The sequence below is a fragment of the Qipengyuania flavescens genome, assembly GCF_029688735.1.
GTDB lineage: Bacteria > Pseudomonadota > Alphaproteobacteria > Sphingomonadales > Sphingomonadaceae > Qipengyuania.
In genome coordinates, this window is sequence record NZ_JARULD010000002.1 from 37,133 (window position 1) to 56,745 (window position 19,613).

Below are 19,613 nucleotides of genomic sequence, written 5' to 3' on the forward strand. Positions count from 1 at the left end.
ATGGCATTCGACTTCAGGAACATGAGCTTCTCGCGCCAGATACTCCCGGTGATCGCGATCATCGGGCTGGTGGCGGCCGTGATCTTCATCTTCTTCGGCCTGCCCGACCGCGAACTGACCGAACCCGATCGCGAACCGCCGCGCGCACCCGATGCCATGGCGGAATCCTCGCGGGTGGCAGGGGCGGGCATCGTCGAGCCGTCGAGCGAATTGGTGCAAATCGGCTCGGCTTTGTCGGGCCTCGTGACCGGTCTGTTCGTGCAGCCCGGCGACAGGGTGAGCGAGGGCCAGGTGCTCTTCACTGTCGATGACCGCGCAGCCCGTGCATCCTTGCAGGAAGCGCGTGCGGCCATTGCCGAAGCGCAGGCCTCCATTGCCGAGGCGAACACGGCCCGCGCGACGGCGAGCCGCCAGCTGGCGCTCTATCGTAATATCGACGATCCGGCTGCCGTCAGTCGCGCGGAAGTGATCCGGGCGGAGGGCGAGGCGGCGTCGGCGAACGAGCGCCTGCGGCTGGCGCGCGCACGGCTGGAGGCCGCGCAGGCCCGAGCCAATTCGGCGCAAACGGAGATCGCCCGCCTGACCGTCCGCGCCCCGATCGCCGGCGAGATCCTGGCGGTGAACATTCGCAAGGGCGAGTATGTCTCCACAATGGGCGGCGGCGGCAATGCGCAGCCCTTCATCGAAATGGGCCAGACCCAGCCCCTCTATGTCCGCATCGATATCGACGAGGAACAGGCGGCGCGCGTCGCCATGGGGGCCGACGCCATCGTCAGCCCGCGCGGGGCGGCCGAGCGCCGGGTCAAGGCCAGTTTCGTTCGCGCAGAGCCGCTGGTCGTTCCCAAACGCTCGCTCACCAATTCGGCGCAAGAACGCGTCGATGTGCGCGTGCTTCAGGTGCTTTACGAACTGCCGGAGAGCAATGGCCTCTTCCGCGTCGGCCAGCAGGTCGACGCCTATATTCCGGCAGGCTCCGGAGCGCAGGGTGACGCGGAATGATCTGCCGATCGCTTTTGTGCGCGGCGAGCGCGCTCGCGCTGGCTGGCTGCGTGGCGGGCCCGCCGCCCGAAGTTGCGACACCTGCGCCGGTCTTGCCCGAGGCATACTTCTATGCGCCGGACGCGACGACAGAGGTGGCGCCTTCGGCACTACTCCCGGTCGAGGACCCGGCATTCGACACGCTCGCCGCGCAGGCGCTCGCCGGCTCGCCGACCTTGGGTGAAGCGGCCGCGCGGATCGAACAGGCACGTGCAGGGGCCGACCGCGCCGGGGCCGAGCGACTACCGTCCATCGGCGCAAATGCTTCGGTCGCCGGGCAACGTACCAATACATCGCAATTCGGTGGCAACCTTCCGCCTGGCATCGCCTTCGATACCGAGCGCGTGTCCTATGCCGCCAATCTGACCGCCCGCTGGGATCCCGACATCTTCGGTCGTCTACGGGCACAGGAGCGCGCGGCACTGGCGCGGGTGGATGCCGCCAGCGCCTCAGCGCGGGGTGTCCGCAATGCGCTTCTGGCGGAGATCGCAGCGAGCGTTATCGACTGGCGCACGTTGTCGGGTCGTGAGGACGCGATCCGCTCCGACCTTGCCGCCGCCGAGGAACTGGCACGGCTGGCAGGCGTGCGCGAACGGGCGGGCATCGCACCGGGTTTCGACCGCGTGCGGGCGGAAAGCGCCGCGAGTGCTTCGCGCAGCCGCCTGGCCGCGCTGGCAGGCGAACGCAGTCGCCTGGTCGGACGGCTGGTGACGCTGACGGCCCAGAGTGCGCAGCAGGTCCGCTCCGCGCTTGTACAAGCGGCACTGCCTCCTCGCATTGGCGCAGTGCCGGCCAGTCTCCCGTCGAGCCTCCTGATCAATCGGCCGGATGTCCTCGCAGCGGCCTCGACCCTGGCGGCGGAAGATGCCGAACTCGCTGCGACAGCGCGGCGGCGGTTTCCGACATTCGACCTGTCCGCCGTTGTCGGGCTGCTGACGTTCAATCTCGCCGATCTGTTCGACGAGGACTCGCTGGTCGGTTCGCTGGCCGGCTCCGTGGCGGGCCCGCTGCTCGACTTCGGCAGGATCGAGGCGGAGATCGACGGTGCGGCGGCAGAAAAGCAGGCCGCGTTCCAGGCCTATCGCGGCGCGGTCTATACGGCACTGGGCGATGCCGAGGCGGGCTATGGCGTAGTATCCGGTGCGGCGGCAGAGGCCGAGGCTGCGGCACGTGAAGCCGCTGAGCTGGCGCGTGCCGCGCGCCTCGCGAACACTCGCTACGAAGCTGGTCTGTCGGACTTCCTGACTGTGCTGGAGGCGCGCCGCGCTGCCGATGCGAGCGGCGAGCGTGCGGTCGCGGCTGCGGGCCGGGTCCAGCGGGCGCGGGTGTTGCTGTGGCAGGCGCTCGGTGGCAGCGACCTTCCCTGACCGCGGTTATTTAGCCACGAGAGAATAAAGGGCCCGAGGCGTTGCGCCCCGGGCCCTTTATTGTCGCTATATCGGCGTCGCTTAGAAGCGGGCGCGGATGCCGACGCGGTAGTTGCGGCCGATCGCATTGCCGATGAACGGGTTGAAGCTCAGCGGCAGCTGCGCCTCGGCCGGTTCGGCATCGGTGAAGTTTTCGATCGCAGCCTGCAGCTGCAGGTCGGCACCGGCCAACACCAGATCGTAGGTCACGGCGATGTCATGCTGGGTATAGGATCCGCTCTCGACACCGAAATTGGTGCCCTGTCCGTCTGCCGTGGTGAAGCACGGATCGCGGAGGGAGCCGTCCGCATTCACGCAGCGGTCGTCGGTCACGCCATCGATATGCACCAGCGAGTAGCGCGCAGCGACCGGCCCGAACCGCAGGTTTGCGAAGGCGTTCGCGCGCCATTCCGGTACGGTGTTCGGATCGCGGAAGTAGTTGCCGAGACCGACCGCATCATAGGGCTGCAATACAGTCTCGCCCTGGACCACGAACTCGTCGAACTTGTAGTCGAGATTGTAGACTGCATTCCCGCCGAACGAGAAGGTCGCATTGTCGCCGATCGGGAAAGACGCGTTGAGCGCGAAATCGAGGCCGGAAATCTTGACGTCCGGACCGTTCACGAAGTCGGATCGAACGCGGCTGATGTCGATACCCGTCGTCACGCCCTGGATACACTGATTGCCCGAGAAGGTGATCAGATTGGCCAGCGGATCGGAGCAATTGACCGGTTCGTTGCCCGAAGTCTGGAAATTGCCCACCCGGCTGGCGATGGCGTTCGCCGGAGTGATGGTGATGCGATCTTCCAGATCGATGGACCAGTAGTCGACGGAGAAGGTGACATCGGCGCCGCCGATCGGCGCATTGAAGATCGCGCCGATGTTATAGGTGAGGGCGGTCTCCGGCGAAAGATTCGTCGGATTGCCGTAGATGTCCTTCGACTTGTAATTTCCGCCTGCCGCCGTGAAGCCTTCCAGCGCGGTCACGAAATTCGGCGACACGTTGGAAGCGAGCGGACCGCGGAAGGTCGTGCCGACAGAGCCGCGCAGGGTCACCCAGTCGGTAACCTCCCAGCGTACCGAGCCCTTCGGATTGATGGTCGAGCCGATCGGATCGCCGTAATCCTCGAAACGGATTGCCGCAGCGAGTTCGATCGAGTCGGTAATCGGGGCGTTCAGTTCGGCAAAGAACGCATAAACGCTCTGGTTGAGCCGGGTCGGACGTGAGCCGCCGAGGAAGATGAACGGGCCGACGCCTTCGGTCGTCGTGCCGACGCAGCTCGTGTCGCCTTCCACGAAACACGGATTGATGTCGAGGTTCGACTCGTCGTTGAGCGGCCGGCTGCTGAACTCGTTGTCACGCACCTGCGCGCCGACCGCGAAGGCCAGCGGCCCACCACTGAACTCGATGCCGGTTTCACCCGAAAGTACGAGATCGAGCACAACCTGCTGCTCGTATTCGCGCGTGCCATTGGGGACCTGCAACCAGGCGACCAGCTCCTCGCTGTTCTCGGCTCCGGGAACGTAGAAGGGGTTGGCAATATTGTAAGTGCCATTCCCCGGCCCGGCGTTCACGAAGGGGTTGAAATACTGGCAGCCGTTTGCGCCCGGCGTGGTACCGGTACAATCCGGTCCGCCGAAGCCATTAAGCGCGGCCTGCAGGCGCGAGCCGACGATGCCCGGGGCGCCAGTAGGTGCCATCCACTTCCAGGCGCAGCGAGGGGTTGATATCCCAGTCGAAGCCGCCGCTGATGCGCCATGCGTCGTTCGATGCGAAGCCGGTGCCGGCGCCGCGATCGGGATCGCGCGGATTGCCGAGGAAGCCGAACGGGCGATAGAGCACATTCGTTACAGCCACGAGCGGTAGCGCCGCGGAGCTCTGCGGCAGGCCGACCTGGTCGAGGAAGGCCGAAACGCCGGGGTTGTTGGGCGAGGTAGTGAAAGCGTTTACAAAGCCCGAGCCGTTGGGACCTTGGGTCGGCGGAAAAGACGGCGAGTAATTCAGCGACTCCAGGTCGCTGCGCGACCACATCCCGTCCACTTGGAACCGGATATTGTCAGCTAGATCGGCAGTAAGCTGACCGAAGACCTGATAGCGGTCTTCGTCTTCGGTGATATTGTCGAACGGGACGTATGTGAAGTAGCAGCGGCCGATGGCAATCGTGCCGCCCAGTTCCTCACACCCCACGTCGCGCGCGATGCGCGTATCGAGCGCACCGGTCGTCGTGTCGAAATAGGTCGCAGCGAAGAGGCCGGGCGTTGCGAGCGCAGAGTAGGCCGAGGGATTGGTTTCGTAGCCGACATTGACGAAATCGCGTTCGAATGTGCCGAGTTCGGAGCGGTGTTGCCAGCCCGCACCGAACACCAAATTGGCGTCGTCGCCAAGCTCCAGACCGACGAGGCCGCTGATGCTGTAATTGTCGTCCGACCCGTCGATGAAGTTGTAGTCCGCCTGGACTTCGAAGCCGGTGAAATTGGAGCGGGTGATGAAGTTGGCCACACCCGCAATCGCATCAGAACCGTAGGTTGCGGCCGCGCCGTCCTTCAGGATCTCGATCCGTTCAAGCGCGAACAGCGGGATGAGCTGGGTATCGACGAAGCCCGAGCCAGGCGACTGGATCGTACGCTTGCCATTGACGAGGACCAGCGTGCGCTGGGGGCCGAGGCCGCGAAGGTTGAGAGAGCCGACGCCCTGGAAGCCTTGCGCATCGGTCGAGAACTGGTTGGTATCGCCGAGCGAAGCACCGACCGAAGGCAGTTCCTTGATGAATTCGAGCGGGCTGTCGACGCCCTGTTCGGCGAGATCGTCGGCAGTGAAGACATCGACGGGCAGAGCTGCATCTTCGGGCGTGCCGCGAATGAAAGAGCCGGTCACGACGATCCGGTCATCCGTCTCGTTCGCACCGGCGGTTTCGGGGGCCTGCTGCGCGATGGCGGGCGCTGCTGTCAGAGTGGAAATTGCAAGCGCACCGAAGGCGCACGTGTGGCGCAAACCAAGCTTCATGATCTCTCTCCCTCTCGGGTCGCACGTTTTGCACGTACCCTCCACTCGAAAGTGAATTATGAATTCTTTCGGGAGTCAATCTTTCAGCGTAACTTTCTTTCATTTCAGTTTCAGTTGACATACCTATATTTCAAAGCAAGACACCGAGTAGACCAGTTCTCAGTTTGCCCTGCGCCGGGCGCTGGGTAAAAGAAAAGGCCCGGCATCGCGTGATGCCGGGCCTTACAAGTTTTTCGGGCTGGCTTGGTCAGAAACCGGCGCGAACCGTGATGCCGTAGGTCCGCGGTTCGGCGAGGAAGGCCGAATAGGTCTGCTGCGGCGCGACGAACGGCGTGTTGAAGGCAACCTGCGTGTAGTCGACGTCGAACAGATTGTTCGCCCAGACTTCGACACCCCAGGCCCGGTCCGGTCCGGTGATGCCGATCCGGCCGTTCACCAGCGTATAGCTGTCCTGTTCCTTGCCGTAGAGTAGGTCCGAACCGGTGTTGTAATCGCCGGTCGTGCGGGCATTGACGAAGAACAGGCCCGACAGTCCGGAATTGCCGATCGGCGGGGTCCAGCTGAGCGACGCGGTCGCGGTCACTTCGGGCGCGTTCGACATATTGTCGCCCGGGAGCAGGCGCAGGGCCGGATCCAGCGGGGCGCCATCGTCGGTACCGACGAGGTTGTCCTCGTAGCTGGTATCCGAATAGGTGATGCCCATGGTCATGGTCAGGTCGCGGATCGGGCTGAGCGAGGTTTCGAATTCCACGCCCTGCGCGATCACGCCCGGTGCCACATTGTCCGTCGCGCAGGCGCCGGTAGCAGGATCGCCGTCACGGTCGCCGCCGCCAAGATCATTGTCGCAGCCATTGAGGTTCTGGACCAGGTAGACCGATCCGTTGAACGTGTTCAGCTGGAAGTTCGAGAACTCCTGACGGAACGCAGCGAGGCTGAAGCCCCACTTGCGCGCGGCATACTTCAGGCCGATTTCGTAGGCATCGACGGTTTCGGCATCGAATTGCAAGGCAGTCGGGTCGAGTGTGTCGACATTGAACGCCACGGGCACGGCAAGGGCCGAACGGTCGAGGTTGAAGCCGCCGGCCTTGTAGCCCTTGGAGTAGGAACCATAGACCAGCAAGTCGTCGGTCGGCTTGTAGCTGAGGATGGCAGTACCGGTCAGCTCGTCCTCGTCGCGCGTATCGCTCAGCGTCACACCGTCGAGTTCGCTGGTCGAGTTGCCCTGACAGCTGAGCGAGATCAGGCCGCCTGCAAGACCCGCCAGCGGGGTTGCGAGAAGGCCGCTCAGCAGCGCTCGGTTCTGCGGGCAGATGACATTGTCATTGCTGAACGCGGCATCGAAATCCTTGGTCTCGTTCGTATACCGAAGACCCAGGGTCAGATCGAGGCGATCGGTAATGTGGAAGATGTTGTGCGTGAATACAGCGAAGTTTTCGCTGGTCTGGTTGTACACATCGCCCGTGCTGCCGAGATCGCGAACCTGAGCCAGATTGTTGATGCCGGCAAGGATGAGCGGCGTCGCAGGGCCGAAAGCCGGCGTGCCGGTCAGCGTGCCGTCCAGCGCGGCGACATTGGCGCCCAGGCAATTGTCCGCAGCCGGGTTCGCGAGCGCCGGATTTATGGCGATCGCGATGCGGCAATTGGCGAACGTGCCGTAGTCGTCGCCGAAGCGCAGGTTATCGCGCGTTTCCAGCTTCTCGTTGGCGTAATAGGCGCCCACGAGCCAGTCGAGCCGGTCGTTGAACACCGTGCCGTTGAGGCGAAGCTCCTGCGTGAAGGTCTTGAATTCACGCGCGCCGGCATTCGGTCCCGGTGCGCGGTAGATCAGGTCGGCCTGGGTGTAGTCGGTATCCGAACCCTGGAAGTTGGAATACTCGCGATAGCCGGTGATCGAGGTGAGGGTGACGTTGCCGAATTCCCAGTTGAGTTCGCCGGAAATGCCCCAGTCCTCGGTCTCGCCCTCGTAGCTGCGACCGGGGGTCACGTAAATATCACGGTCGAAGGTCGACTGTGTAAGGGCGCGCGGATCCTGACCCAGGCCGAGCAGCACACCGATGATCGGGTTCGCCGGGCTGGTCAGCGCCGGGCCGCCATTGGGGCGGGTGAACGGGCTGAGGTCCGGCGCGACGCGTGCGAGCGGAGCGAATTCCGGCTGCACGAAGGTGGCGGCGCAGCACGCCTCGTCCTTCTTCGAATAGTCGCCGACGAGGCGGAAGGTCAGGCCGTCGCGCGGCTCGAACAGCGCCTGCGCGCGGACAAGGTAGCGGTCGCGGTCGTTGACGCGCACGTCGTTGACGACATCGTTGTAGAAACCGTCACGCTCGAAATAGACGCCGTCGATGCGGGCAGCGATCGTGTCGCTGAGCGGCGCATTGATGCCGGCTTCCACCTTGATCGCATCGTAATTGCCGTAAGTGAAGGCGCCATAGCCGGAGAAGGTGAACTCGGGCGGGGCGGTGTAGATATTGATCAGGCCGGCCGAAGAGTTACGACCGCCGAGCGTGCCCTGCGGGCCGCGCAGGATTTCCACACGGTCGAGCGGGCCGAGTTCGGACAGGGCGTTGCCCGAGCGCGAGCGATATACGCCGTCGACGAACACCGCGACCGAGCTTTCGAGGCCGGGGTTGTCGCCGACGGTGCCGATGCCGCGAATACGCGCCGAACCGTTCGCTTCGTTACCGGTCGAAGAAACCAGCAGTGAGGGGGCAACCTGGTTGAGGTCGCGAATGTCGGCCACGCCGGATCGCTCGAGCGTCTCGGCAGATACTGCGGAAACGGCGACGGGTACATCGGACAGGACCTGCTGGCGGCCCTGCGCAGTCACGATGATGACATTGCCATCTTCGACATCCGCATTGTCGACCAGGTCGGCATCATCGGTGCTGGTGGTTGCCACGTCCTGCGCCAGCGCTGCCGCAGGCATGCAGGCGAGCGCTCCGGCAATCGCACCGAAGGCACAATGATGGCGTAAACCGAACTTCTTCATAGGTTTCCTCTCTCTTCATGGCGCATTCGGGGGCGCGCCGCTCTCTCGTGGGTGAAAAGCTTCCTTCGCCAGCGATGTCAACGAAAGTCGGACGAACGGCGTTATCCATCGACCGATTTACGTACCAGCGTTTCAAAAATGTCGCAGAAGTGCTTTGTGTCTAGTCGAATTTGCCGGAGCCGGCGGATCGCTCGCGCAAATAGTTGCTGACCGGCAAGTCGTGCTTTTCCAGCCCCTCGACGACCTTGTCGAGGCCGATAGTCTGAGCCCAGAACATCGGCCCGCCTGTATAGAGCGGCCAGCCATACCCGTTGATCCAAACGACATCGATATCGCTGGCGCGCTGGGCCATGCCCTCCTCGAGGATTTTCGCCCCCTCATTGACCATGGGATAGAGCAGGCGCTCGCGAATTTCGTCCTTCAAAATCTCGCGCTGTTCCTTACCTTCCTTGGCCGCGAAGTCGGCGATGATTTGTTTCACTTCGTCCGATGGGGTCCGCTGGCGTGCTTCGTCGTAATCGTAGAAACCCTTGCCAGCCTTCTGCCCGAAGCGGCCGACGGCGCATAGTGCTTCGCGCACGGTCGTGACCTTGCTCGGGTCGCGGTGCCAGCCGATGTCGATGCCGGCGAGATCGCCCATCTGGAACGGACCCATGGGGAAACCGAAATCGAGCAGGACCTCGTCGACCTCCCAATAGTTCGCGCCCTCCATGATTAGCGCATTGGCCTGTTCCTGCCGCTTCGACAGCATGCGGTTGCCGATGAAGCCCGGACATACGCCCGAAACTGCTGCGACTTTGCCGATCGTCTTGGACAGCTTCATCACCGTGGCCAGCACATCGTCGCGGGTCTTTTCGCCGCGCACCACCTCCAGCAGCTTCATGATATTTGCTGGCGAGAAGAAGTGCATCCCGACCACATAGCCCGGGCGCTGCGTCGCTGCCGCGATCTCGTTCACGTCGAGATAGCTGGTATTGGAGGCGAGGATCGCGCCTTGCTTGACCACTTCGTCGAGCTTGCCGAACACCTCTTTCTTGACGTCCATGCTCTCGTACACCGCCTCGATCACGAGGTCGCAATCGGCGAGGTCGTCATAGGAAAGCGTCGGGGTCAGAAGGCCCATCGCCTGCTCGACCTGATCGGCGGTCATGCGGCCCTTCTTGGCGGTGTTCTCGTAATTCTTGCGCATCGTCCCGGTGCCACGGTCGAGCGCGTCCTGGCTCATCTCGAGGATGGTCACCGGGATGCCGGCAGAAAGAAAGTTCATCGAAATGCCGCCGCCCATCGTGCCGGCCCCGATGACGCCGACTTTCTTGATCGGGATCAACGGCGTGTCCTTCGGCACGTCGTCGATCTTGTTGGCAGCGCGTTCGGCGAAGAAATAATGCCGCATCGCCGCGCTTTGCGTGCCCGACATCAATTCCGTGAAAAGTTCGCGCTCCTTCTTCACGCCCTCGGCATAGGACATGGTGCCCGCCGCTTTGACTGCCTCGATCGCCGCATTGGGCGCATCGAAGCCGCGGATCTTGCGCGCCTGACTGGCGCGGAAGCGATCGAACAGGTCGGGATCGCGCACGCCGTCTCCATTCGCGGTGCCCTCCGAGGCGCGGGGGACCGGCTGGCCGATTTTCGATTTCGCGAAGGCGATCGCGTCGGCTTCAAGACTGTCCTCGCCGACGATTTCGTCGACCAGTCCGATGCCTTGCGCTTTCCTGGCCGAGATCGGATTGCCGCCGACCACGAGGGGCAGGGCGGCTTCGGCGCCGACCAGCCGCGGCAGGCGTTGGGTTCCGGCTGCGCCCGGGATCAGGCCGAGCTTCACTTCGGGCAGGCCCAGCTTCGCGCTCGGCACGGCGACGCGGTAGTGGCAGGCCAGCGCGACTTCGCAGCCGCCGCCCAGCGCCGTCCCGTGGATCGCGGCGACCACCGGCTTGTCGCTCGCCTCCATTGCATCGAGCGTTTCGGGAAGGTTGGGGCCGACCGGCGGCTTGCCGAATTCGGTAATGTCCGCCCCGGCAAAGAAGGTGCGCCCGTCGCAGCGGATGACGACCGCTTCGATCGCATCGTCGGACATGGCTTCCTCGATGGCGTCCTTGAGGCCGGCACGCACGGCCTGGCCGAGTGCATTGACTGGCGGGTTGTCGGAGATGACGACGAGGACGTTGTCATGGCGTTCGGTGCGGATGGGGGAGGTCATTCGGGTCTCCTCAGGCATAGGTTTCGGTGAGGGCGGAATAGATCAGCGTCTTGAGCTGGCGCCGGATCGGGTAGGTGGACGAGGGATAGACCTGCGTCATGAAGACACACGTGATCCGCTCTACGGGATCGACGAAGAAGGCAGTCGAATAAGCGCCGCCCCAGTAGAACTCGCCTCGGCTGCTGGGCATCAGCGTCTTAGCCGGATCGATCACCATGGCAAAGCCAAGGCCGAAACCGGTCCCGGCATAGTTGGCTTCGGAGAACAGGCTGCTCGACATCTCGGTGAGGTCGGCATTGTTCGGCAGATGGTTCGTGCGCATCAACCTCAGCGTCTTGGGGCTGACGATCCGCGCGCCATCGAGCGCGCCGCCATTCAGCAGCATTGTCGCGAAGCGGTGATAGTCGGCGATCGAGCCGACGAGCCCGCCGCCGCCGCTGTCGAACGTGCCGGGCAGCGCGAGCTTGCTGGTCTTGCCCGCGCTGATCATGCGCGGCGACTGGCCGGGGCGGTAGGCATAGGCATCGACCAACCGGTCGAGGTCGGCTTCCTTCACGCCGAACCGCGTGTCGGTCATGCCGAGGGGGGCGAAGATGTGCTTCTCGAAATAGTCGCCCAGCCGCATCCCGCTGATCCGCTCCACCGCGATGCCGAGCACATCGGTCGATACCGAGTAATTCCAGCCCTGGCCCGGTGCGAATTCGAGCGGGAGCTTCGCCAGCCGCGCGATGAACTCGTTGCTGTCGAGGTGGTCGCGGGCGAAGTCGAAATTGTGCTCGCGATAGGCGGCGTCGAGATTGTTGCGGTTTTGCAAGCCGTAGGTGAAGCCCGACATATGCGTCAGCAGGTCGACGAAGCGCATCGGGTGCGCCGGAGCGCCCGGCGCGAAGGGTATAGAACCGCCGCCCCCAGCATAGACCTTGAGGTCGGCAAATTCCGGGAACACCTTCGTGACCGGGTCCTCCAGCGCGACTTCACACTGCTCGACCAGCTGCATGAAGGCGATCGAGGTGACTGGCTTGGTCATGCTGGCGATGCGGAACAGCGCATCGTCGGGCAGGTCGCGCCCGTCCTCGCCCATTGCGCCAAGCCGCGTATAGTGGACCGGCGTGCCGCCACGCGCGACGACCAGCTGGGCATTCGGCAGGCGCCCATTGTCGATATAGGTCTGCTTCAGGAAATCGGGTATCCTCGCCAGCCTGCCAGCATCGAATCCCAGAGAACCGGCCTCGGCCAGATCGAACATGCGCCTCTCCTCTCTTGCATACCTATCCTTCCGTTTTGCCCGCATAGCGATTCTGTTCTCTCTTGCCACCCTCATACCTGAGCTTCGAACCGCGCTTGCGTCGGAAGGGGAGGCAGGTTTAGTAAGATGCTCTGGAGAGGGAGTCGCGCGACAGACGCGGCGTACGAGAGGGATGTAATGAACGATCTCGCGACCGCGATCGGCTGGACCACGCCTGCGGGCTGGCCGGCCATGAGCCGGGAGGATGCCACCGCGCGATTGACCGCGCCGGGCCAGCGCTTCGAAATGGATACGGTCGATATTCGCGGCGTGCAGACGCGAGTGTGGAAAAACGCGCCGCCGAACCTGCGTGCGATCGCCGAAGTCGGGCGCGCGCACGGCGAGCGTTTGTTCACGATCTACGAGGACGAGCGGGTCACCTACGATGCGTGGTTCCGGGCTGTCGCGCGACTGGCGGCGGAGTTCCGCGCGCGCGGAGTGGAGAAGGGCGACCGGGTCGCGCTGGCGATGCGCAACCTGCCCGAATGGCCGGTGGCGTTTTTCGCCGCCACCTGCATCGGCGCGATTTGCGTGCCGCTAAATGCCTGGTGGACCGGGCCGGAGTTGGCTTTCGGCCTCGCTAATTCGGGAAGCAAATTGCTGGTCTGCGATGCCGAGCGCTGGGAGCGGATCGCAGAGCACCGCGACGAAATGCCCGAACTCGCGACAGTGTTCGTGTCGCGCTGCGATGCCGACCCCTTTGGGGCCGAGCGTCTGGAAGATATTATCGGCAAGCCAAAAAGGTTTGCAGACTTGCCTGCAGCGGACCTTCCCCAGGTCGAGATCGCGCCCGACGACGAAGCGACGATCTTCTACACCAGCGGCACCACCGGCCAGCCCAAGGGCGCGCTGGGCACGCATCGCAATCTCGCGACCAATATCCTGTCGGGCGGATGGAGCATTGCGATGGCGGCCCTGCGCCGCGGAGACGAGCCGCCCGAACCGGCGCAAAAGGTTAGTCTGGTCGTCATTCCGCTATTTCACGTAACCGCCTGTTCGGCAGGCATGATGGGTGCGGTGATGGCAGGACATACCCTTGTGTTCATGCATAAATGGGACCCGGTGGAAGCCTTCGGCCTCATCCAGCGTGAGCGGGTAAACACTGCGGGCGGTGTGCCGACCATCGCCTGGCAGTTGATCGAGCATCCCGAGCGCGAGAATTTCGATCTCTCCAGCCTCGAGACGATTTCCTACGGCGGTGCGCCCGCTGCGCCCGAACTGGTCCGCAAGATCTATGAAACCTTCGGCGCACTGCCGCACAACGGCTGGGGCATGACCGAAACCATGGCAACGGTCACCGGAAACAATTCCGAAGACTATCTCAATCGCCCGGAAAGCTGCGGCCCGCCGGTGCCCGTGGCCGACCTCAAGATCATGGCCGAGGACGGCTCGCAGGAATTGCCTGCCGGAGAAGTCGGCGAGTTGTGGGCGCGCGGGCCGATGGTGGTGAAGGGCTACTGGAACCGGCCGGAGGCGAGCGCCGAAACTTTCGTGGACGGCTGGGTGCGCACCGGCGACCTTGCGAAGCTGGACGAGGACGGCTTCTGCTATATCGTGGACCGGGCCAAGGACATGATTATCCGGGGCGGCGAGAACATCTACTCCTCCGAAGTCGAGAATGTGCTCTACGACCACCCCGCGGTGACCGATGCCGCGCTGATCGGCATCCCGCACAAGACTCTGGGCGAAGAGCCCGCCGCCGTAGTCCACCTCGCCCCCGGCATGTCCGCAAGCGAGGAGGAACTGCGCGAATGGGTTGCGGCTCGGCTCGCCAAGTTCAAGGTGCCGGTGCGCATCGCCTTCGTAAAGGATACGCTGCCGCGGAATGCCAACGGCAAGATCCTGAAGCGCGACCTCGGGACATTTTTCGCGTGATCGCGCCTGCTTCCACCCGCAAGTTCGACGAGAAGCGCGAAGCGATCATCCACGCCGCTTCGGTGCTGATCAACGAGGTCGGAGTGCAGGCGACGACGCTGGCCGAAGTTGCCCGCGCCATCGGGCTCAATGCCACCAGCGTGACCTATTATTTCCCGCGCAAGGAGAAGCTCGTCGTCGCCGTCTATGACGAAACGCTGACGCTGATGGAGGAGATGGCGCAGGCAGCGCTGGAGCAGGCCGATCCGGCGGCGCGATTGCGGCATTTCATCGCCGGGCAGATCGCCTTGCGCAAGCGCATCCGGGCAGGCGAGCGCGGGCTGACGACGGCGCTATCCGAAATTCGTACGCTGGACACCGAAGCCTACGACACGCTGATGGCGCATTACCTTCGGGTGGTGAGCATCGTGCGGCGTTTTTTCGGCGAGTGGAGCAGCAACGAACAGCGCGCGCTGTTCTCCGCGCGGGCGCATATCCTGCTCGAGGCGATGATGTGGTGGCCGATCTGGTCGCTGCGTTACTCGGTACGCGATTTCGATCGGATCGAAGCGCGGCTGTTCGATGTGCTCGCCAATGGCTTGCCGTCGCAGCGTGGGCGTTTTGCACCGCAGGACCTATCGGGCGACTGGCGCACCGGAGAGGATGAGGAGAGCGGCCAGAACGAAGCCTTCCTGCGTGCGGCGACCGTGATGATAAACCGGCTCGGCTATCGTGGTGCATCGGTCAACCGGATCGCCGAGAGCCTCAATGTCACCAAGGGCAGTTTCTACCACCACCACCAGGCGAAGGACGATCTGGTGCTCGCCTGCTTCCAGCAAAGCTACGACCGGCTTTCTGCCGCGCAGATCGCCGGGCTGGACCTGGATGCGGATTACTGGACGCGGATTTGCAGCGTGCTGCGCGAGCTCATCGATGTGCAGTTTTTCGACGCGACCCCCTTGCTTCGGACCACGGCGCTGCAGGCGCTGGAGGCCAACCAGAAGGAGGATGTGGTGACCCGATCCAACCGGCTGGCGCGGCGCTTTTCCGGCATGCTGATGGACGGCGTCGCCGATGGTTCGGTGCGCCCGGTCGATCCGCTGATCGCAGGGCAAGTAATCATGTCGACGGTGAACTCGGCCTATGATGCGCGCCATTGGGCAGAGCGGTTCGCAGACCGCGACGAGGCGATCCGGACCTATTTGTCGATTCTGTCCGAAGGAATGCTGGCGGACCCGCGATAGGCGGATCCGCCACTATGCATCAATAACTCGACAGCTTCGCGAAGCGGTCCTTGAGGTAGCTCGACGAACCGAAGCTCTGCTCCAGCACGCGGGCGCGTTTGAGATAGAAGCCCACGTCGTATTCGTCGGTCATGCCGATACCGCCGTGTAGCTGGATGCCCTCGTTCGCCATGGTGTGCATGACGCGATTGGCCTCCGCCTTGGCGATCGTCGCCGCACGCGCCACACCGAAGCCGCCATCGACGGCCTGCAGCCCTGCCTCGACAGCCGAACGCATCTGCGCAAGATCGGCGAAGAGGTCGGCCATGCGGTGCTGCAGCGCCTGGAAGCTGGCGAGCACCTGGTTGAACTGCACACGCTGCTTCAGATAGGCGAGCGTATCGTCGAACACCTGCTGCGCCATGCCGAGCATCTCGGCTGCCGTCAGCACGCGCGCCCGGTCGAGCACATCGTCGAGCAGGCCGTCGCCGCCGTTCGCAAGCTTGTCCGCGGCCGCGCCGTCGAAAGTGACATCGGCATGGCTGCGCTGGTCGGTCAGCTTGCGCGTGGCGAGCGACACGCCATCGCCCTTCTCCACGAGGTAGAGGCCGTCCTTCGCGGCGACCACGAACAGATCGGCACCATGCGCTTCGTGGACGAAAGCCTTGGTGCCGCTGAGCTTGCCCCCCGAAACACTGGTTTCGATCTTCGAGGGATCGTGCGTTGCGCCTTCGTCGACGGCGATCGTCGCGATCGCCTCGCCGCTGGCCAGCTTCGGCAGCCAGTTCGCTTTCTGCTCGTCGCTGCCACCCAGCACGATGGCGCTTGCGGCTACCGTGTTCATCACCAGCGGGCTGGCAGTCAGCGTCTTGCCGAGTTCCTCGACCACAAGGCCTGCCGACATGAAGCCGAAGTCGGACCCGCCGTGCTCTTCGGGAATGATGACCCCGGCCCAGCCCATCTCGGCCATCGTCGCATAGGCATCGCGATTGAACGCTTCCGGCTCGCCGCTGGCGCGGACCTTGCGGAATTCGGTGACCGGACTTTCGTTGACGGCCCATTCGCGCGCCATGTCGCGCAGCATTTCCTGTTCTTCGTTGAGAACTGCCATTGTCTTTGTCCCTCTCGCCTTACTGATGGTCGAGCATGCCGAGCACGCGCTTGGCGATGATGTTGTTCTGGATTTCGGTGGAGCCGCCATAGATCGTCGTGGCCTTGCCGAAGAGCCAGCCGCGCACGGCTTCCAGCTCGCTGTCGCGGAAGCCATCGCCTTCCCAGCCGAGGCCCTGGAGCCCACGGATCTCGATCAGCAACTCGCTGCGTTCCTGGCTGAGCTTGGTGCCGAGCTTCTTCAGCACCGAACTGATTTCGGAGACGCCGCCCTGCGCCTTGCTTTCCTCGACGGCGCGGCGCGCGGTGAGGAGGAAGCTGTTCCAGCGGATCTCGAAATCGGCGATCTTGTCGCGCAGCACGGCATCGGCCAGCTCGCCATCGTCGCCGGTCGGCTGGTACTTCTTGGCGATTTCGCCGAGGCTCTGACCCATCAGGCGAGCGAGGCTGCCGCCGCCCGAGATATTGGTGCGTTCGTGCTGAAGCAGGCGCTTGCCGATGGTCCAGCCCTGGCCTTCCTCGCCGACTAGGTTCTCCTTGGGCACCTTCACATCGGTGAAGAAGGTTTCGCAGAAGGGGCTCGTGCCGCTGATCATGGTGATCGGCCGGACTTCGACGCCGGGCGAATCCATGTCGATCAGCATGAAGCTGATGCCCTTGTGCTTGTCGCTCTTGTCGGTGCGAACGATGGCGAAGCACTTGTCCGCCCACTGGCCGCCGCTGGTCCAGGTCTTCTGGCCGTTCACAAGGTAATGGTCGCCCTTGTCCTCGGCGAAGGTCTGCAAATTGGCGAGGTCGGAGCCGGCATTGGGTTCGCTGTAGCCCTGGCACCAGCGGATCTCGCCGCGGGTGATCGGCGGGATGTGCTCTTTCTTCTGCTCCTCGCTGCCATATTCCAGCAGCGTCGGGCCGAACATCATCACACCCATTCCGCCGATGGGATTGTAGGCCCCGGCCTTGCCCATCTCCTGCTCGAGGATCTTGGCCTGCGCCTTCGTCAGGCCGCCGCCGCCATATTCCTTGGGCCAGGTCGGCGTGCCCCAGCCGCGCGCCCCCATGGCTTCGCGCCATTTTTTCTGTGCGGGGGTTTCATTGGTCGGGCCGTCGACGCCGGACAAGGCGTTGTTGGTGCCCTTGAGTTCGTCGGGAAAATTGTCCGCCAGAAACTGCTGCACTTCCGCGCGGAAGGCGTCTTCGTCGGTCTGGGTTGCGGGCTCGAGTTGTGTGGCCATGGGCGCTGTCCTCTCTATCTGCGGCGACTCCCATACCGCAAATAGGAAGCAAGCGAAAATCCGCTAGAGCAAGGCCGCTTGCCGCGCGTCCCTAGGATGCGAGTGCGGCGACTTCCGCAAGGACTCGCTCGGCCCATTCGGGGCGGCAGATGAGCAGGTCGGGCATGTAGGTGTCGGCCTGGTTATAGGCCAGCGGGCTGCCGTCGATCCGGCTGGCGTGCAGGCCATGGGCGAGGGCGACGGCGGCAGGGGCCGCGCTGTCCCATTCGTACTGGCCGCCGGTGTGGAGATAGATTTCCGCTTCGCCGCGGACCACGGCCATCGCCTTGGCCCCGGCCGAGCCCATGCCGACGAGCTCTGCGCCGATGGCTTCGGAGACCTTCACCGCCTCTGCCGCAGGGCGCGTGCGGCTCACGACCATACGTGGCTTCTCCGCAGGCGCAGGTACGTCGATCGGCGCGTCGGTCCGGAGCACGCAATCGAGGCCGGGCAGGGCGACAGCGCCGATCTCCGGCTTGCCATCGATGCAGAGCGCGACATGGACGGCCCAGTCGGTCCGCGCTTCGCCATACTCGCGCGTGCCGTCGACCGGGTCGACGATCCAGACGCGTTTCTTGTCGAGGCGAGCGGCGTTGTCCTTTTCCTCTTCGGAAAGAAGGCCGTCTTCGGGGCGTTGCTGGCGCAGGGCGTGACAGAGGAACTGGTTGGCCGCTTCGTCGCCCGCCTTGCCGAGGCCTTTGCCCTCGAACACGCCGCTCTCACGCACCTCGATCAGGATTTTGCCTGCCACTTGGGCGAGGTGGGCGGCGAGTTCGGCATCGGTCATGGGGCGGTCCTATCGGGTAAAAGAGTTCGGGGGCCGCATGGCAGAGCGAGCCTGCCTTGCGAACCCCCGAATTTGTGCAGGTGCGAGATCAGGCAGGTCGGCGTGCGAAGATGCCGAAGCCAGCGATGATCGCATAGCAGGCGATCGGCAGGATCATGGCGAAGGCGAGGCTGCCGCTCACATCCGCCAGTACGCCGTAGAGCAGCGGGACGACGGCCCCGCCGAAGATCGCCACGTTGATGATGCCCGAACCGTCTGCAGCGCGCGAACCCAGCTTCTCGCAGGCAAGCGAGAAGATCGTCGGGAACATTATCGAATTCATCAGGCCGACTGCGAGGAGGCTGTAGGCTGCGACTTCGCCCGTCGACATGGCGCTGATGAGTATCAGCAGGATCGAACCCGTCGCATTGAAGGCGAGGATCTTGCCCGGCGAGAAGACGCGCAGGAAGTAGGAGCCGATGAACCGGCCGATCATCGCGCCGCCCCAATAGAGGCCGATCATCCAGCCGATCACGCTTTCCGGCTGGCCGAGCACACGGTCCTGCGCAAGGTAGTTGATGATGATCGAGCCAATCGAAACTTCCGCACCGACGTAAAGGAAGATGCAGAGCGCCCCATAGCCGAACCGGCTGCGCTTCAGCAGGTCGAGACCGGCGAGTCCGGAGGATGCTTCGTGCTTCTCGCCTTCGAGGCGGTTGCGGAACATCCACACGGCGGCAGCGACGAGCGCGATCAGGATGGCGACGCCGAGATAGCCCTGCCAGATCGCCTCGCTCTCCGCCTGGCGATAGGCCTGCAGTTCAGCGCCGGACAACTGGTCGGCCGTGACATTGGCGAGGCTGCCAAGGATGACTGCCGCGCCGACAATCGGAAAAATCGTCGTGCCGAGGCTGTTGAAAGCCTGCGCGAAGGTCAGGCGGCTATGCGCCGTCTTCTGCGGGCCGAGCAGCGAGATCAGCGGATTGGCGACAACCTGGACGATCACCACCCCGCTCGCGAGCACGAACAGCGCCAGCAGGAACACCCAGTATGTCGCCGTCTGGCTGGCCGGAATGAACATCAGGCAGCCGACCATCATGGTCAGCAAACCCGCTACCGCCCCGCGCATGTAGCCGATGCGCTTGACCAGCTTCGCGCCCGGGATGCCGATCACCAGATAGGCGGTAAAGAAACAGAACTGCACCAGCATCGCCTGCGTGTAGTTGAGCGTGAACAGCTCTTTCAGCTTCGGGATTATCACGTCGTTGAGCGAGGTGATGCCGCCGAAGATGAAGAACAGGCCGAAGACGAAATACTGCAGGCCGGGGGCATTGATGCCGGTACCCTCATCCTCGACCGGATGCGGGTCTGTGCTCGACGCGACGTCGGGTGCTAGTGCCATAATCTCAATTCCTCCCAAGCACGCGCCCTGCCGGGCGGCGTGTCATCCCTGCGCGATGCCTGCGCCATTAT

Annotated in this window: 13 protein-coding genes; 4 read left to right on the forward strand and 9 right to left on the reverse strand. The window is 63.9% G+C overall.

Features of this window, described 5'->3' with window-relative positions; translation table 11 throughout:
• Positions 1-999 carry an efflux RND transporter periplasmic adaptor subunit gene (locus P8R33_RS05400; RefSeq protein ID WP_278327975.1) on the forward strand — a complete coding sequence of 333 codons (999 nt, stop codon included), beginning with the start codon at positions 1-3 and terminating at the stop codon, positions 997-999.
• The gene (locus P8R33_RS05405) at positions 996-2,405 is read left to right on the forward strand and encodes an efflux transporter outer membrane subunit (protein ID WP_278327976.1); all 1,410 of its coding nucleotides are present in this window, start codon (positions 996-998) and stop codon (positions 2,403-2,405) included. Before P8R33_RS05400 ends, P8R33_RS05405 begins: the two co-directional genes overlap by 4 nt.
• Positions 2,406-2,486: 81 nt before the next feature.
• Here the strand turns inward: P8R33_RS05405 and P8R33_RS05410 are convergent, their stop codons facing one another.
• From P8R33_RS05410 to P8R33_RS05430, 5 genes are all read right to left on the reverse strand, one after another.
• The gene (locus P8R33_RS05410; protein WP_278327977.1) at positions 2,487-4,145 is read right to left on the reverse strand and encodes a TonB-dependent receptor domain-containing protein; all 1,659 of its coding nucleotides are present in this window, start codon (positions 4,143-4,145) and stop codon (positions 2,487-2,489) included.
• Positions 4,090-5,448, reverse strand: a complete 1,359-nt coding sequence (locus P8R33_RS05415) for a TonB-dependent receptor plug domain-containing protein (RefSeq protein WP_278327978.1) — start codon at positions 5,446-5,448, stop codon at positions 4,090-4,092. The genes P8R33_RS05410 and P8R33_RS05415 overlap by 56 nt, the downstream gene beginning before the upstream one ends.
• A 247-nt stretch (positions 5,449-5,695) precedes the next feature.
• Positions 5,696-8,434, reverse strand: a complete 2,739-nt coding sequence (locus P8R33_RS05420) for a TonB-dependent receptor (RefSeq protein ID WP_278327979.1) — start codon at positions 8,432-8,434, stop codon at positions 5,696-5,698.
• A gap of 160 nt (positions 8,435-8,594) precedes the next feature.
• Positions 8,595-10,631 carry a 3-hydroxyacyl-CoA dehydrogenase NAD-binding domain-containing protein gene (locus P8R33_RS05425; RefSeq protein WP_278327980.1) on the reverse strand — a complete coding sequence of 679 codons (2,037 nt, stop codon included), beginning with the start codon at positions 10,629-10,631 and terminating at the stop codon, positions 8,595-8,597.
• 10 nt (positions 10,632-10,641) lie between these two features.
• The gene (locus P8R33_RS05430) at positions 10,642-11,877 is read right to left on the reverse strand and encodes a serine hydrolase domain-containing protein (protein ID WP_278327981.1); all 1,236 of its coding nucleotides are present in this window, start codon (positions 11,875-11,877) and stop codon (positions 10,642-10,644) included.
• Positions 11,878-12,054: 177 nt separating this feature from the next.
• Between P8R33_RS05430 and P8R33_RS05435 the strand changes: the two genes are divergently transcribed.
• Positions 12,055-13,791, forward strand: coding sequence for a class I adenylate-forming enzyme family protein (locus P8R33_RS05435; RefSeq protein ID WP_278327982.1), 1,737 nt, complete (start codon positions 12,055-12,057; stop codon positions 13,789-13,791).
• The gene (locus P8R33_RS05440; RefSeq protein WP_278327983.1) at positions 13,788-15,014 is read left to right on the forward strand and encodes a TetR/AcrR family transcriptional regulator; all 1,227 of its coding nucleotides are present in this window, start codon (positions 13,788-13,790) and stop codon (positions 15,012-15,014) included. Before P8R33_RS05435 ends, P8R33_RS05440 begins: the two co-directional genes overlap by 4 nt.
• A 19-nt stretch (positions 15,015-15,033) precedes the next feature.
• On the opposite strand, the gene P8R33_RS05445 is transcribed toward P8R33_RS05440, so the two are convergent.
• The 4 genes from P8R33_RS05445 to P8R33_RS05460 form a co-directional block, all read right to left on the reverse strand.
• The gene (locus tag P8R33_RS05445; protein ID WP_278327984.1) at positions 15,034-16,104 is read right to left on the reverse strand and encodes an acyl-CoA dehydrogenase family protein; all 1,071 of its coding nucleotides are present in this window, start codon (positions 16,102-16,104) and stop codon (positions 15,034-15,036) included.
• A 19-nt stretch (positions 16,105-16,123) separates the two neighbouring features.
• Positions 16,124-17,335: an acyl-CoA dehydrogenase family protein gene (locus P8R33_RS05450; protein ID WP_278327985.1), complete on the reverse strand. Its 1,212-nt coding sequence runs from the start codon at positions 17,333-17,335 to the stop codon at positions 16,124-16,126.
• 91 nt (positions 17,336-17,426) lie between these two features.
• Positions 17,427-18,161 carry a 3'(2'),5'-bisphosphate nucleotidase CysQ gene (locus tag P8R33_RS05455; protein ID WP_278327986.1) on the reverse strand — a complete coding sequence of 245 codons (735 nt, stop codon included), beginning with the start codon at positions 18,159-18,161 and terminating at the stop codon, positions 17,427-17,429.
• An 88-nt stretch (positions 18,162-18,249) separates the two neighbouring features.
• Positions 18,250-19,542, reverse strand: a complete 1,293-nt coding sequence (locus tag P8R33_RS05460; protein WP_278327987.1) for a sugar MFS transporter — start codon at positions 19,540-19,542, stop codon at positions 18,250-18,252.
• Positions 19,543-19,613: the final 71 nt, after the last annotated feature.